At 39.5% G+C, this 14,995-nt stretch carries 11 protein-coding genes; 5 read left to right on the top strand and 6 right to left on the bottom strand.

Features of this window, described 5'->3' with window-relative positions; all coding sequences use genetic code 11:
• Positions 1-49: 49 nt before the first annotated feature.
• Complete coding sequence (locus KO525_RS08980) at positions 50-973, bottom strand: M23 family metallopeptidase (RefSeq protein ID WP_215963471.1); 924 nt, start codon at positions 971-973, stop codon at positions 50-52.
• Between the two features lie 35 nt (positions 974-1,008).
• Here KO525_RS08980 and KO525_RS08975 point away from each other — a divergent pair, with 35 nt between their 5' ends.
• A complete protein-coding gene (locus KO525_RS08975) occupies positions 1,009-1,497 on the top strand; it encodes a DUF721 domain-containing protein (protein WP_215963470.1) in 489 nt (162 codons plus the stop codon).
• 30 nt (positions 1,498-1,527) lie between these two features.
• On the opposite strand, the gene barA is transcribed toward KO525_RS08975, so the two are convergent.
• Complete coding sequence (barA, locus tag KO525_RS08970; RefSeq protein ID WP_215963469.1) at positions 1,528-4,347, bottom strand: two-component sensor histidine kinase BarA; 2,820 nt, start codon at positions 4,345-4,347, stop codon at positions 1,528-1,530.
• A gap of 16 nt (positions 4,348-4,363) precedes the next feature.
• Here barA and rlmD point away from each other — a divergent pair, with 16 nt between their 5' ends.
• From rlmD to mazG, 3 genes are read left to right on the top strand one after another with little or no spacing between them, the layout of a single operon-like run.
• Positions 4,364-5,821, top strand: a complete 1,458-nt coding sequence (gene rlmD / locus KO525_RS08965) for a 23S rRNA (uracil(1939)-C(5))-methyltransferase RlmD (RefSeq protein ID WP_215963468.1) — start codon at positions 4,364-4,366, stop codon at positions 5,819-5,821.
• A gap of 11 nt (positions 5,822-5,832) precedes the next feature.
• Complete coding sequence (gene relA, locus KO525_RS08960; protein WP_215963467.1) at positions 5,833-8,058, top strand: GTP diphosphokinase; 2,226 nt, start codon at positions 5,833-5,835, stop codon at positions 8,056-8,058.
• Positions 8,059-8,060: 2 nt separating this feature from the next.
• On the top strand, positions 8,061-8,891 hold the full coding sequence (gene mazG / locus KO525_RS08955) for a nucleoside triphosphate pyrophosphohydrolase (RefSeq protein ID WP_215963466.1): 831 nt from the start codon (positions 8,061-8,063) through the stop codon (positions 8,889-8,891).
• A gap of 10 nt (positions 8,892-8,901) precedes the next feature.
• On the opposite strand, the gene KO525_RS08950 is transcribed toward mazG, so the two are convergent.
• The gene (locus KO525_RS08950) at positions 8,902-9,342 is read right to left on the bottom strand and encodes a hypothetical protein (RefSeq protein ID WP_215963465.1); all 441 of its coding nucleotides are present in this window, start codon (positions 9,340-9,342) and stop codon (positions 8,902-8,904) included.
• A gap of 359 nt (positions 9,343-9,701) precedes the next feature.
• On the opposite strand from KO525_RS08950, the gene KO525_RS08945 reads away from it, so the two are divergent.
• A complete protein-coding gene (locus tag KO525_RS08945; protein WP_215963464.1) occupies positions 9,702-10,109 on the top strand; it encodes a phosphate ABC transporter substrate-binding protein in 408 nt (135 codons plus the stop codon).
• Positions 10,110-10,307: 198 nt separating this feature from the next.
• Here the strand turns inward: KO525_RS08945 and KO525_RS08940 are convergent, their stop codons facing one another.
• The 3 genes from KO525_RS08940 to KO525_RS08930 form a co-directional block, all read right to left on the bottom strand.
• Complete coding sequence (locus KO525_RS08940; protein WP_215963463.1) at positions 10,308-10,775, bottom strand: CreA family protein; 468 nt, start codon at positions 10,773-10,775, stop codon at positions 10,308-10,310.
• A 263-nt stretch (positions 10,776-11,038) separates the two neighbouring features.
• Positions 11,039-12,514, bottom strand: a complete 1,476-nt coding sequence (locus KO525_RS08935) for a sulfatase-like hydrolase/transferase (RefSeq protein ID WP_215963462.1) — start codon at positions 12,512-12,514, stop codon at positions 11,039-11,041.
• Positions 12,515-12,555: 41 nt separating this feature from the next.
• Complete coding sequence (locus KO525_RS08930) at positions 12,556-14,955, bottom strand: PDZ domain-containing protein (RefSeq protein ID WP_215963461.1); 2,400 nt, start codon at positions 14,953-14,955, stop codon at positions 12,556-12,558.
• Positions 14,956-14,995: the final 40 nt, after the last annotated feature.

The following is a 14,995-nucleotide window of genomic DNA, read 5'->3' as shown; positions in this document are numbered from 1 at the left end:
CAATCGGCAATTGCCGATTGTATAGTTTTTGTTCTTATTATCGTGCAGTTTATTCGGCTTTTCGATAAACGTATGGGAGCGGGTCTATCTGCTTCCCTCGTTTTAAAACCTCATAATGGACATGGGGACCGGTTGAGCGACCAGTACTGCCCATACGTCCGATATTCTGTCCTTTGGCAACTAAGTCACCAACATTGACTAACAATTCTTTGTTATGGCCATAACGAGTAATAACACCGTCGCCATGGTCTATCTCAACCAAGTTGCCATAACCGTAACGACTGTCAGCCCATGTAACAACACCAGCTCCCGTCGCTATCACGTCAGCGCCTTCTTCACCGGCAAAATCCAAACCTTTATGCTTTGCAGGCATTTTAGTAAATGGGTCTTTACGCACACCGTAGTAAGAAGACAACCAACCAGAACGAATTGGACGTCCAGAAATAAATATCTCTTGTTCTATATGGGTATTTAGAAGAATGGATTCAAGTACTGCCATTTTTCTTTCTTGACCATCAAGCTTTACTAGCATCTCGTCCATTTCGGTAAATAGCTCGTCAGTCCTTTGATATACGTCGCCAACATCTTCTGTTGACGGACCACCGGTGCCGGTAACTAAGTCGAAATTAAATTCGTCATTTGGGATTGAGGCCTGCTCAGCAACCCTTGACGCAAATGCGTCTAAACGGTTTACTTGGCCTTTTATCTCACCTAACTTTAACGTTAACGCAGAAAGTTGATGTTCTGTGGTTTGTTTAATTCTCATTAAGCGCTCTTTTTCAGCGCTGTATTCATCTTTTGATGCAAGCAATTGTTGCCTTACATGGTCGGTTTCGCCACTATCTGAGACAGCAGAAGAAATTAACCAAACGGCGCCAAGTAACACTACAGAAGCAATAGGCAACCATTGTGCTTTTTGCATCCGCATGCGGAAACTTACATTCTTTCCTTTATAAATAAGTGTTAAACTCATTAATCGCTACCTAAACTAATTGCGCGTTTTAAATTATGGCAAAGTCACCAAAGTCTCTCAATGATCTTTTTGTTTCGAACACAAAGAATAACAATTTGTCGGTCTATCAGCAAAAAACACGCGAATTTAGACAAATTCATCAATTGCTCAGTGAACTTTTAGGGGACAATATCGCGCAAAACATCATTGTAAGCAACTTTAATGACTGTATTTTACAAATTGAAACGACCTCTGCTGCCGTAGCAACCCATATTAAAATGCGTCAATCTGAAACTTTGTCTATGATCCGTCAGCGTTTTAATCCCGCAACAGTGACAATTAACGTTAAAGTTAGTCCAAAATCAATGTCAGTAAAATATGCAAAATCACTCACTTCACAATCCAATATAAATGAACCGGCTCCGGCCAAAGTAACCCACATTCCGGACAATGCGGCAAATATGTTTGACGACTTAGCCAAAAATGCCACGGGGTCGCTAAAAGAAACATTTGCCCGTCTCGCAAGTCATCGCAAAACACCTTAATTAATCGCACTCAAAATCGAACGGGTTAATTTAAACGGCTATTGACCAACCTTCCGCTTGGGCCAACAGTTTCTCTAACTCATCTATTAGTTCATACAATTCAGGCTCAACTGTCGCTATATCGGCGCTTCGCTTTAATCCCGACTCAATAGTTTCCGCTAGCAATTTTATATTTGGCACACCGGTGTAACAACAAGCACCGTGGAATTTATGGATTACTGGCAATAATTGTTCTACGTCATTTGTTTCAATATGCGTTTTAACGTCAGTGAGCGTTTCAGGTACCGTTCTCATTAACATAGTAAACATCTCAATTGCTAAGTCATACTTACCGGCTGAACGTTGCATGGCAAGACTCCAGTCAACTTGAGGGTATTTCGCAAACTCCGGTGCCTCCCCAACTTCAAATGGTAACAAACCCTGACTCGTGTCATTAGCACTTTGAATTTGGTCGCCGTTTTTAGTTCCGCCACTTTCATTAAATGGACAATGTTCAAACAAGATCTGTTTTAACATTTCCTCATCTATGGGTTTCGATAAAAATGCGTCAAAGCCTGACGCTAAAATCTTCGCCTGCTCTTCTGGTGCGGCATGTGCCGTAACTGAAATTATTGGGGTCGTCTCATTAAGAGAACTTTCTCTGATTTTTTGACACGCCGTAATACCATCCATTATCGGCATTTGAATATCGAGGAAGATGGCATCGTATTTATACTTTTGCGCTAAATTCCAAGCTGCTTGACCATCACGTTCCGTATCAACTTGCACGGACATTTCTGATAATAGAGCTTTTAGTAACTTAAGGTTAGGGTCGTGATCGTCCACCGCTAATACTTTCATGCCTCTAAACGACATGCCTTGGTTTTCATCAGGCTCTGTCGTTTCCAAATAAGGCGCAGCCATTGACCCGATGAGTTTGCGATGGTTGATTGGCAAACTCAAACATGCCGTCGCACCGGAACCAATAAAGGCTTCTTTAAGATTAGGTGAAATACTGTTGATAACTGTGAATACGTGTTCACAATATTGACGCGCAATTGAGATCAGGTGCTTCATTTCGCCTACCGTGCTTGGCGAAACATGATGACTAATTAACACCAGATCAAATTTCTTGTCACTTATTAAGCCAACAAACTCTTTCTCAGTGGAACAATGGGTGATCTTTAATTCGGTAAAGTGTTTCAGTAACGACAACCCGTCATTCAATGATTGTTCGTCCGAGTCCATATATAACAAGTGTTTATCGGTGAGGACTTTAATTGGCAATGGTTCTGCAACATTTAAATGATTATCTTTAATATAGACATCAAAAAAGAACTGACTGCCTTTATCGGTTTCGCTTTTAAAATGAATGTCACCATCCATCGCTTCAATTAATTTTTTACAAATAATCAAGCCTAGCCCCGTTCCACCAAACTTACGTGTCACTGAACTGTCAGCTTGGCCAAATGCCGCAAATAACTTTTCTTTGCCTACGTTATCAATCCCAACTCCAGTGTCTGTCACTGTAAACCGCAATTGATGGCCGGTTTCGTTAACACTCAAATATCGGATATCCAATCTCACATAGCCAGATAAGGTAAATTTGATGGCATTACCAAGCAGATTAATGATTATCTGCTTTAATCTATCTGGGTCCCCGCGCAGTTCGTCAGGCACTTTTTCATCGATATTAAGATAGATATTCAACCCTTTATCAAACACATTTGGCGCTAACAAGGTCATCACATCATTAACGGTATCCCGCAGGGCAAACGGTATATCTTCGAGTTCCATTTTACTTGCATCGAGTTTTGAGAAATCGAGGATATCGTTAATAATTCGAAGCAGATTCACCGCTGACGTTTCGATTGTTTCTAAAAAGTCTCGTTGGTTTACATTTAAAGATGTCTTTTTTAACTGTCGAGTAAAGCCTAATACGCCATTTAAGGGCGTCCGTAACTCATGACTCATGTTAGCTAAAAACTGAGATTTAACATCGTTGGCATTTTGCGCATCGCGCCTTGCCATACTCAACTGAATATTTTGCACTTCAAGCTGTTCAACAGTTTGTTGTAATTCTTGGGTGTATTCACTGATGTTGTGTTCGGCCCGTTCATTGGCGTAATAAATTTCTTTACCTATGTTATTGACCGACATTCGCAGGGTATCGATCTCCCCCAACATTGGCTCTTTAACTTTAGTCTTTGTTTTACCGGCAATAATATCCGCTAATGCGTCGATTAATGTGCGGATTGGGTCAACAATACGTTCGATAAAACGAAATGCGAATAACAGCGTAAACAGGACCGAAATAACAAGTAAACTAATGAGGAAAAACAATGACGACTGTTGCTCTAACAACGCTTTATCACGTGATAACTCAACGACCAAGTACCCGTATAACGTACGGCCATTTTTTGTCACAAACAAAAACGATTCTTCTGACGCCGGTTGACCATAAATTGGAGTGCGAACATAAATATGACTTTCGCCATATTCAACTTGGGTGTTATTTGGAATGAGTCGGCCAGGTTGTAATTTTATTTTATCAAAGTCGTTATGGTAGTTAGATGAAATATAGAGTTGGTGGTCTGGTAAAAACACCGAAATCGAGCGCACAATAGGACTGGCACGGCGATGAGCCATGTCGAGTGCCGTTGCCAAGCTTTCTTGCTGATTTAATCTTATGGAGTGAGCACACAACAAAGAAAGCGGCTCTGATAAATAAATCCCGCGCTCGGTTAAGTTCTGATCTAACTCGTTAAACCGTTGGTAGGTAAGGTATCCACCTAAACAAAGCCCGACGAGTAACGAGGGTAAAACGATGACCATTACGGCCCAATGTCGTAAAGACAGAAGTTCTTTCATCTAAATTGGAATATACTTGGCAAATAATATTGATCTGACTAACTTATCGCAATCAGTCAGGCCACACAATAAAAAGCCGCGACAAGACGAAAAAACACTTATGGCAAAGATATTTAGACCGACAACAAAAGCTAAAAACAAAAAACATTTATCGCATGCAAAACAGTTGCCCGACTTCACAGCGCATATTGAAAAATATGACCACGAACTCAAAGCAATAACAAAAGCAAATGATGGCCGGATCACATTTATAACCGGCGCGATGAAAGGCGAAGAAGTTAAAGTACGTCCTATTCAATACACTAAAAACTTGATCCACGCAGACACGATCGAAGTCATAACAGCGAGTGCCGACCGTGTCGAACCGCCGTGCGAACACTTTGCAAAGTGTGGCGGTTGCCAATTGCAATATATTGCTCCTGCGACGCAGTTGGTAGAAAAGCAACATGCGTTAGACGGATTGATCAAGAAAAAATTAAAACTCGACACCTTACCATGGCAACCTGCAATTACCGGCAGCAGCGCAGGTTACCGAAGAACAGCAAGGTTAGCTGTTTGGCATGAAACCAATGGCGCAATATCTATCGGGTTTCGGGAGCAACATGCAAAGCGCATAATTGATGTTGATCATTGTTTAATACTAGCACCTAGCCTGACCAAAACAGTGCAAGCGTTTCGCCCAGTATTGGACAAACTAAATGCAAGAAGACACGTTACGCACTTGCAACTGTTTAGTTTAGCGCCACAGGATGTGCTGGTCATCCGCACTCTAAAAGCAATGACAGATGCTGATATGACTCGTTTGTCAGACTATGCAGCGGCCAATAACGTTAGAGTGATATTGCAAACCGATAAAACAGAATTTATTGATTTAGTCAGTGCAGATAAGTCGGCCGACTTTTTGCTTAGTTATGCCATCGACGATATGCAGCTGCAATTTCAACCAAAAGACTTTATCCAAATTAACGATGAAGTGAACCAACAAATGGTTGCGCAGGCGATTGCTTGGTTGCAAGTCGAGCAACACGATACAATACTGGATTTATTTAGTGGTGTTGGTAACTTTACGCTACCTTTGGCAAAACGTGCCAAAGAAGTGTTTGCTGTAGAAGGTGTGAGCGACATGGTTCGCCGGATAAAAACCAATGCGGAACTAAACAAACTCACTAATATCCACGCTTACCAAGCTGACTTGTCGGAAATCAATGACCGTAAAAAGCCAAAATGGTTAAAGCCGATTGATAAATTATTGTTGGACCCAGCTCGAGACGGTGCAATGGATGTGGTGAAAAAGATACCTCTTTTGAAACCAAATCAGATTTTATATGTCTCATGTAATCCAGCAACTATGTTAAGGGATCTGGAAATTTTGCAGTCAGCAGATTATCATCTGACGAAAATAGGATTAATTAACATGTTTCCACATACTCATCATGTAGAGGCAATGGCTCTACTTGAGCATAAAAAAGCTTAAAGGGATAAGGTTTGGTTTCAGTAACTCGAGTTCACAGTCTAGAAGAAGTATTAGCAAATCGAGAAGCTAAGGGGTGGTTGCAAGAGTTAGGGCTTGCCGATCATACTGTTACTGCGCTTGATAATGCGTTCCAGTGGTTGTCAGAGCAACCAAAACAATCCGAACTATTATCACCTATCGACAGTGACTTTGTTCGCCAAGGGTTACTCATAGTTGAAATATTACTTGAGTTAAACATGGACGATGACAGCCTTGTTGCCGCCCTGCTTTACCCATTTTTTGAACACCAATCGACCGACAATAAGCTTAAAGAAAAAATAAAGAAAAACTTTAAAGTTAGCGTCCTCAATTTGTTAATGGGCGTGAAAAAAATGGCGAGCATGGGGTTGCTCTCATCAAGAATGAAACATTCGCCAGAACAAGCTGAAAACATCCGTAGAATGTTAACAGCGATGATTGAAGATGTTCGAGCCGTAGTCCTCAAACTTAGCCAACAAATTGTTCTGTTAAGAGAAATTAAAAATAGCGACGAAGAAACCCGCGTTTTAGCCGCCAAAGAAACTCAAAACATCTATGCGCCGCTCGCCAATAGATTGGGAATTGGCCAATTAAAATGGGAACTTGAAGACTACGCATTTCGCTACCTTCAACCTCAAATGTATAAAGACATCGCGTCAAGTTTGGAAGAAAAACGTACCGAACGACAGCAATATCTTGAAGACTTTGTTGAGTCTTTAACATCAAAAATGACCAGTAACCAAATCGACGCCATGGTTTATGGCCGGCCAAAGCACATTTACAGTATCTGGAAAAAGATGCTGAAAAAAGGTTACGAGTTCAGCCAGCTTTATGACATCCGCGCGGTTAGAGTTGTGACTGAACGGTTACAAGACTGTTATAGTGCGCTAGGTGTTATTCACACCAATTGGCGTCACATTCCTAGTGAGTTCGACGATTATGTCGCCACACCAAAACCTAATGGCTACCAATCAATTCATACCGTTGTGCTGGGCCCTGAAGGTAAACCAATCGAAATTCAGATCCGTACTCAACAAATGCACGAAGACGCCGAGCTAGGTGTTGCTGCGCACTGGCAATACAAAGAAGGCGCCGTACCGACTAAAACCGGTAAAGGGTCGAGCTACGAAGACAAAATAGCCTGGTTACGCAAACTGTTGCAGTGGCAGGAAGAAATGGCCGACAGTAATGATTTTGCTGAGGAATTGCGTAACCAAGTGGTTGAAGACCGAGTTTACGTTTTCACCCCACAAGGTGACGTTGTAGACTTGCCAAATGGTTCAACGCCACTCGATTTCGCCTATTACGTACATACAAATGTGGGTCACCGGTGTATAGGCGCTAAAGTATTTAATCGTATTGTACCGTTTACCTACCAACTGAAAACTGGTGATCAAATTGAAATCATTACGGGTAAAGAGCTAAACCCGAAACGGGATTGGTTAAATCCAAATCTGGACTATGTTCACTCTTCGCGCGCGCGGGCTAAAGTACAAACGTGGTTTAAACAACAAGACAAAGACAAAAACGTAATTGAAGGTAAACATCTACTCGAACAGGAATTGTCTCGATTAAACATCCACTGGGATGAAGCCGAGTTAGCGAAAGAACGCTTCAACATGGTGACATTAGACGACTTATTGGCTGCAATTGGCGGCGGCGACGTTAAACTCAATCAAGTTGTAAATTACATCCAATCGAAAAATCTAAAAGAATCGCCACCGGAAGTTGATCCTCGGTTAATTCAAAAACCGCGAAAAACGAAAACATTTCAAAATGGCGTAATTCTACAAGGCGTTGGTAACTTGATGAACCAACTTGCCGGGTGCTGCAATCCAATACCAGGCGATGAAATATCTGGTTATATCACACAAGGTCGCGGCGTAGTTATCCATCGGAGTGACTGTGAACAGTTTAAGGTTGTAATGGATGACCACCCAGAACGCTTTATCGACGCAACTTGGGCTGAGCAATATTCTGGCGGGTATCTAACACAGATAAAAATATTGGCGAATGACCGCAGTGGTTTATTGCGTGATGTCACCAGTATTTTAGCCAACGAAAAAGTCAATGTTTTAGGCATGAACACCCAATCTGAAGTGGCCAAACAACTGGTTTGGATGGACATTAAACTTGAGGTTTATAATGTTGGTGCATTTAACCGAGTTGTTTCTAAAATTGGCCAACTAGACGAAATAATAGAAGTTAAACGAGTATAAATATGCAGTGGCAAGACCGAATAAATGCGATCGATAATCTTGACGGCATAGACAAACTTGTTGAAATAATGGCGATGTTACGGGACCCTGAAAACGGTTGTCCGTGGGACCTTAAACAGACCTTTAAATCAATTGTGCCTTATACCATTGAAGAAGCCTACGAAGTCGCTGATGCCATTGAAAAACAAGACTTTAACGAAGTTAAAAAAGAGCTCGGCGACCTGCTATTTCAAGTTGTCTTTTATGGCCAACTTGGCACTGAACAAGAAATGTTTGGGATCAGCCAAATTGCCGACTCGATGAGTGACAAAATAATCAGTCGTCATCCCCATGTATTTGCTAATACTTCTTTTGCCAGCGACGATGAAATTAATGCCAACTGGGAAAAAACCAAGTCAGAAGAACGCACAGCAACAGACCCCAAAAACGTCAGTGCATTAGATGACATTCCAATCGCACTTCCTGCGTTATCCCGCGCCTATAAAATTCAAAAACGCGCATCAAGCGTCGGTTTTGACTGGCCAGATGTTAATGGGGCTATTGATAAAGTATTTGAAGAAATAGACGAAGTTCAGCACGAAATCAAACAAGGTAAGGTAGATAAAGACAAACTTGCAGATGAATTGGGTGATCTCTATTTTGCCCTTACAAACGTTACAAGGCATTTAGGATTTAAGCCAGAAGATGTCGTGCGTTTAGCAAACAATAAGTTTGACCGTCGTTTTCGCGACGTAGAACGACAAGTGACCGCTGCGAACAAAAACATGACCAATATGACCCTTGAAGAGTTAGATGCATTGTGGGAACTGGCCAAGGCCAACACCGCTAAATAGGAATACCGTATTAGCTAAATATATTGTGCTCGGTTTGCTCAAAGCGCTTTAAAATCGTCAACCAAACCAATGGCATAAGTAGAATTGCAGCAAAAATCCCCTGTGATACCGCGTCCCCATTTAAAACGGACTCATTAAAAAATCGAATTAGTCCTTCTAATTCCCAAGGCGGGTAATTGACGTTACCATGCAACACCATAGAAAACGCAATAATGATACTAATACTCAGCCATTTTTTACTTTTTTCGTAACTATTTACCAAAAATGCTGGAACAAATGCAGCGACTGCGACGCCAATAACATTTTGGGCAATATGATAAAACGCCCCGTCATCTTGCCACTGTTCCCACCATGCTTGATTGCCCGTAGCGATCCCGATTGTCGATATTGCCAATGCGTAATAGCAAATTGCTAAACACAAACTTAACAATATAAATCTAAGATAAGTCATATAAATCATCCTTGGGGATAAATGCTTTGCTCATTTACCATCAGTTGTTGTTTAATTTAGTCAGTTTGAATGCGATTCAGTCACCAAACAATAGTTATAATAATGCTGAATTAGGTCTATACAATTCATTACAACACACAAACGGGCCAGATAAAATGGTGTTATTGTCATTACTGGAAAGTAGCTTAAAGCATTGGTAGTTATCAGAAAATTAAAAACACTGTGTTTTTTGTTTAATTAAAAATTGCACAATTAGCGATCTTCAACTTAGATTATTTTAAAGTTGACAATAAATTACCGCCCGTCGGTGACAATCGTGTTCGTTTCGCTCATCTTGGTTTGTTTTTTTAGGAGAAAAAATGAAGCATCTATTTTTGGTTGCAGCGCTACTTTTATCTCTGCCCTCAATGGCAGAAATATCAGTGATTGTTCATCCCTCAAATCAAGCTAAAATAGAGTCGACTGACATCGCGCGAATGTTCCTAGGGAAAATGAAATCATTCCCCAACGGAGGGATTGTATTGCCGATTAACTTAGCAGAAGGCACTGCACCAAGAAAAGCTTTTGACAAAACCGTATTGAAAAAATCTTCTAGCCAAATAAAAGCCTATTGGTCAAAATTGGTTTTTACAGGGAAAGGTTCGCCGCCAAGAGAAGTCAGCAATGATACGGAGATGTTAGAATTAATCAAAGCCAACCCAAGTTTAATTGGCTATGTCTCGTCGGGATCAATTACCTCTGATGTAAAAGTTATCGCGACGTTTTAAGACGTTTGCTGTTGCGACCATATTCTAATTTAAACGATGTTTAGATAAAAAGACCACATAATACCAATATCAATAGATCAATCGACAGGTTGAATTTCAGGGGCGGTAATCTAGACTCAAGCAAGTTATCTAATGTCGCAAACACGACCTTGAACTTTGAGCGCATTCAACGTTCAAGATCGGTTCTAAACCAATTATTTAGTTAGCCTTTTGCCTTTGCGCCCAATCCCACGCTTGGGTTTTATACAATGGAACCGTCGACAATGCATGGTGATGACTGCCATTCGTTTCTTTTGTTGAATAGGATAAGTACATCAATGTATTGCTTTTTTTGTCGTATATTCTGCGTACTTTCAGGCTTTTCAGAAGAATACTTTTAGACTCGCGAAAAATCACTTCACCATTTTTTGACAGATCAATTTGAGTCAAATGTTGTTCCAAAATTGGTCCTGTTTGGCGGCAAGCAATCGACATATCAGAAGGATCTGAAAAGTCCAAATCCGCTTCAACATGACTGATATGACAGGTAACACCAGGGATCTTAGGGTCTTGCTCCGCTTTAATCACAACATCTTTAGTGGTAAATAGCCCTAAACTGACTTTTCCCGCATCTTCGGTACACGCCGTCACCCCTAATAATAATGCCAATACAACTAGTTGTTTCATTTTTAATTCCGTTATTTCATAACATTTGAATGTTTAAGAGTGTAATCCATTTATACAAATTTGTTGTAACTCAAATTTGGAAAATACAAATCGGATGTTCTATAACGTCGCAAGGTTAACAAAAACCGAAACTAATAAAAAATCTAGCGCGTTCATTAAGTTTACTCCTTTGTTCCGGTAATACCCCCTAAAAATAATTGACGTTTAAATTAGAACTTCCTCGTAAAATAAACAAAGGTAATTCAGAATATAAAAGTTAAAATTTAATGATATTCCGTATATTTCGGTGACCAAGCATCGGTATTAAAGCCAGCTTCACTGTATGAGCGCTTTGGGCTATCGAGAACGACAGGATCATTATATTTTGTCATTAATTCCTTAAGCTTACTCTGCATCTCTACTAACTGCTTAGTATACTTTGGATTCGTGGCGACATTGACTAATTCTTCAGGATCATTTTGTAAATCAAAAAGCTGAGTTTCATTTATCATTGGATAGTAAATATATTTAAAATCATCCGTTCTCACCATGCGTTGAAAATGACGGTACGCACCATAAATATATTTATTCATTGAATCTCGTTCACCTGTTAATAGAGGCGCAAAACTTTGTGCTTGTACCGTGTTAGGAATTTCAATACCAGCTAATTCAGCAGTTGTTGGGAAAATACTATTTAAATAAATATTGCCTTTAACGGTTTTTCCTTTAGGGATATCTTTTCCAGCAATAATAAACGGCGCTCGAACACTATGGTCATACTGATTTTGTTTACCTAATAATCCATGACGACCTACCGCTAAACCATGGTCAGAAGTAAAAATAATAAGGGTATTATCTGCATAAGGTGATGAGTCAAGCGAATCTAGTATCCGACCAATTTGCTCATCCAAATGAGTGATCATTGCATAGTACTCGCCGATGAATTTTTTCGTTTCATTTTCTTTTCTCGGAATACTGAGTAACTTCTCATCACGAATCCAAAAGTCACCTTGGTCTAAATGGTGCTGTTGTTTGAATGAGGTTGGCAAAGAAATAGACTCTTCAGGATACATCTCTACAAAATTGTTTGGTGACTGACGCGTATCATGTGGCGCTAAAAAAGCAACATACATTAGGAATGGTTTATCCTGAATGGCGTTATTTTTTTGCAAGAAATTTACCGCCTCATCAGCAATTAATTCACTCGTATGCTTTTTAGAAGAATAGGTCTCAGACACACCATTTTCAGAGTCGTTAATATCTAACATCACAGCGTTATAATGATCATATGTCATACCGCTTTCATGGACTGCTTTACCTACATTGAAGCTTCGCAATAATGCTTGTCGTGATACATGCCACTTACCCGTCATAAAGGTTTCGTAACCAGCGTTTTTAAAAGTTTCCCCCCACAATGGGTAATTAGGTCTTGCATCCAATGGCACTTGCTTATTTTGCATACCTGTTTCAAATAAATTTCGACCCGTATTAATCATGGCTCTACTCGGAGCACATACCGCTGGCGACCAAGATCCTTGGTTATAAACGTGAGATAATGTCATACCTTTGGCGGCTAACTTATCTAAATTCGGCGTTTTTATTAATGAGTTACCTACACTTCCTAAAGCATCAAAGCTTTGATCGTCTGTTAAAATAAATAATATATTGGGCTTACTTTTTTGAGCGTAAACACTTGAAGTACTATAAATAGTCAGTAATAACGCGCCAATAATTATCACTATCATTTTATTTATTATCATATTTGCCTCTAAATAACGGTTAACAACAATTTCAAAAAATATCAATCGAGTAAATTTATTACCAAATGTTGTTCTTGTTGATTTCTCATGATCACCATCTCTAAAGTACCGCGCCACTTTCGAGAACGGTATGAAGTCAGTAAATCTTTTGTCGTTATGATTTTATCTTCGCCACCAAACTCACTATCAATGACCCTTAAAATAACATCACCTTTTTTCAATCCGCCTAAATTAGCCTTACCACTAGGGACAATATCTAAAACAAGCGCTCCTGCAATTTCAGGAATACCTAAAGCTGACTGCTCACCAAGTGTCGTTACTGACTTAAAAGTAGCATCGAATAACTCCAATTCGGTTGAATTAGAGGCGTCATTATTATTGAGATATAAATTAGGGAAATCAGGTCTTTCTGCTTTTGCTTTTAACTCTTCACTTATTACACCAAACTCATCCATAGGAAAGTTAGTGAAACCAACCGTCAGTGCCAAAGAATTATTACTGACTTGATAATTACCTTTTTCAGGTGCGACGAATTGTGGGTTCCCAAATTTTGAATGCGAGTCTAATCCTAATTTTTGAGCTTTTAATAAGGCTTGTTCGGTGGTAAAAAAGTTTTTATCTACTTCATTACCCCAATGGTTATTTAATATTGGCTTGTGACTTGCCAAAACTATGTTGTAGCGGAAAGTATCGTCACTGTTTTCAAACCATACATGAGGATGAAAAGAATTATTTAAAATAATATTGTTTTCAACGGTGCGATTAAAACCTTCACGTAATTTTAATCCGCCACTTAACGCCACATTATTATAAATTTTGTAATTGGAAGAACCGTCATCTAAGTCTATATCCCAACCGTGATCACACTGAAAGCGGTTATTTCTTATTATAATTGGACTTAGTACATCAACTTTGTACATCCCAGGATGCTCTTTAGCTAATTTAACCATTTCAGCACGATCTGGGTGCCAAAAACGATCTCTACCCCAAGAGTTAAATGCACCATGATCACCAGTTTCTAACACTGTGTCGAACACATCATTATATTCAATAATATGACCACCCCATGTTCCTTCACTGACATTAATTCCAGAACGAGGCACTCGATAAATAGAGTTATGGCTCACAGTAATATCTGATGACATAGATAACTGAACACCGGCAACTTGCTTTTCAACTAAACCAATATCATAAATTAAATTATCAGTAGCAATTGATTTTGAGGGATAATTTTCATTCTTAGGACCTTGCTTCATATCCATTTTAGCAATATCAACAAACTCATGGTATTCGAAGCTTGGAGACCTTACAGCAGAGGGATTGCCAACAAAACTAATGGCACTTGCGCCGATATCAAATATTTCATTACCTGAAACATTTGCATTGCGATTATAGTTGCTAACGAAAATGGCATTTCCGCCTAAATTGTAGAATTCATTATTGGCAATATGAATATTATCTGTGCCGTCTAAAAAGATGGCTCCACCTCGATAAATTGCCCAATCACTGCGTAATAGCGGCTCTTTAGTTTTCATAAACGTTTGATTAGTTTGGGTAAACGTTAGGCCATGAATATTAATATGTTTGACCGGCGCTTTTGAGCTACCGCGTAGTTCTATCAAATTATCAAGTTGCGATATTTCAACTTTAGCAATGCTTAGATCTAAATCAGCTGGAGGATAAAAATATAGAACAGACAACGTTTGATCAAAATACCATTCGTTAGGGGCATCTAACTCTTCAAAGATATTTTCAACATATCGATATTTTTCATGCATTGGCGATTGACGATTATTTTGGAAACCACCTTCAAGGGTCAGCTCACCTTGATTAGTAACCCCTTTGATTAAGTAATGCATTCCACCCCATCGTCCTTCGTGTAGAGCATGAACAAAACCACCTTTAGGATTTTTCCATGTAGCAACACGTTCAGGTGAAATGGCATCTGCAGCATAACCATTAAAAACTTGTACCGATGAATTAAAATTAGGGAAGCGCGCATTAATTTGTTTACGACCATTAATGTATAATTGGTCCACGTTATCCACGGGGAGTTGAGCTTTCATCAGCTGGTTATTACCTTCCCAGTTTAACCTTACTAATTTCGCACCGCTCAAAATAACATTCGCATTTTCTTGTGCGCGAATAGTAAAAGGCCTCTCTTTTGTCCCTGAGAATTCAGGCCCTAAAATAATAGGTTTTTCTAAGTAATAGGTCCCTGAAGTTAATATTATTTCAACATTTTTTTCTAACGCTAAAAGCTCCTTAGCGAATGAAAGAGCATCATCCAAACTGAAGCCATTTTGTTTTAACTGCCCTTTAGGATAAACAATGAGTAATTCAGTATTATTAGAAGCAGTGGTTAGGTTTGATTCTAGATTGTCATTATGATCAGCGCACGAAAATAAAAAGATACTGATGAGCAATATAAAAATATGCATCGGTTACACCTGTAATGATTTTAAATATTATTAAATAGGT

The organism is Psychrosphaera sp. B3R10 (genome assembly GCF_018861025.1).
Lineage (GTDB): Bacteria > Pseudomonadota > Gammaproteobacteria > Enterobacterales > Alteromonadaceae > Psychrosphaera > Psychrosphaera algicola.
This window is presented reverse-complemented; position numbering and strand designations above follow the sequence as displayed.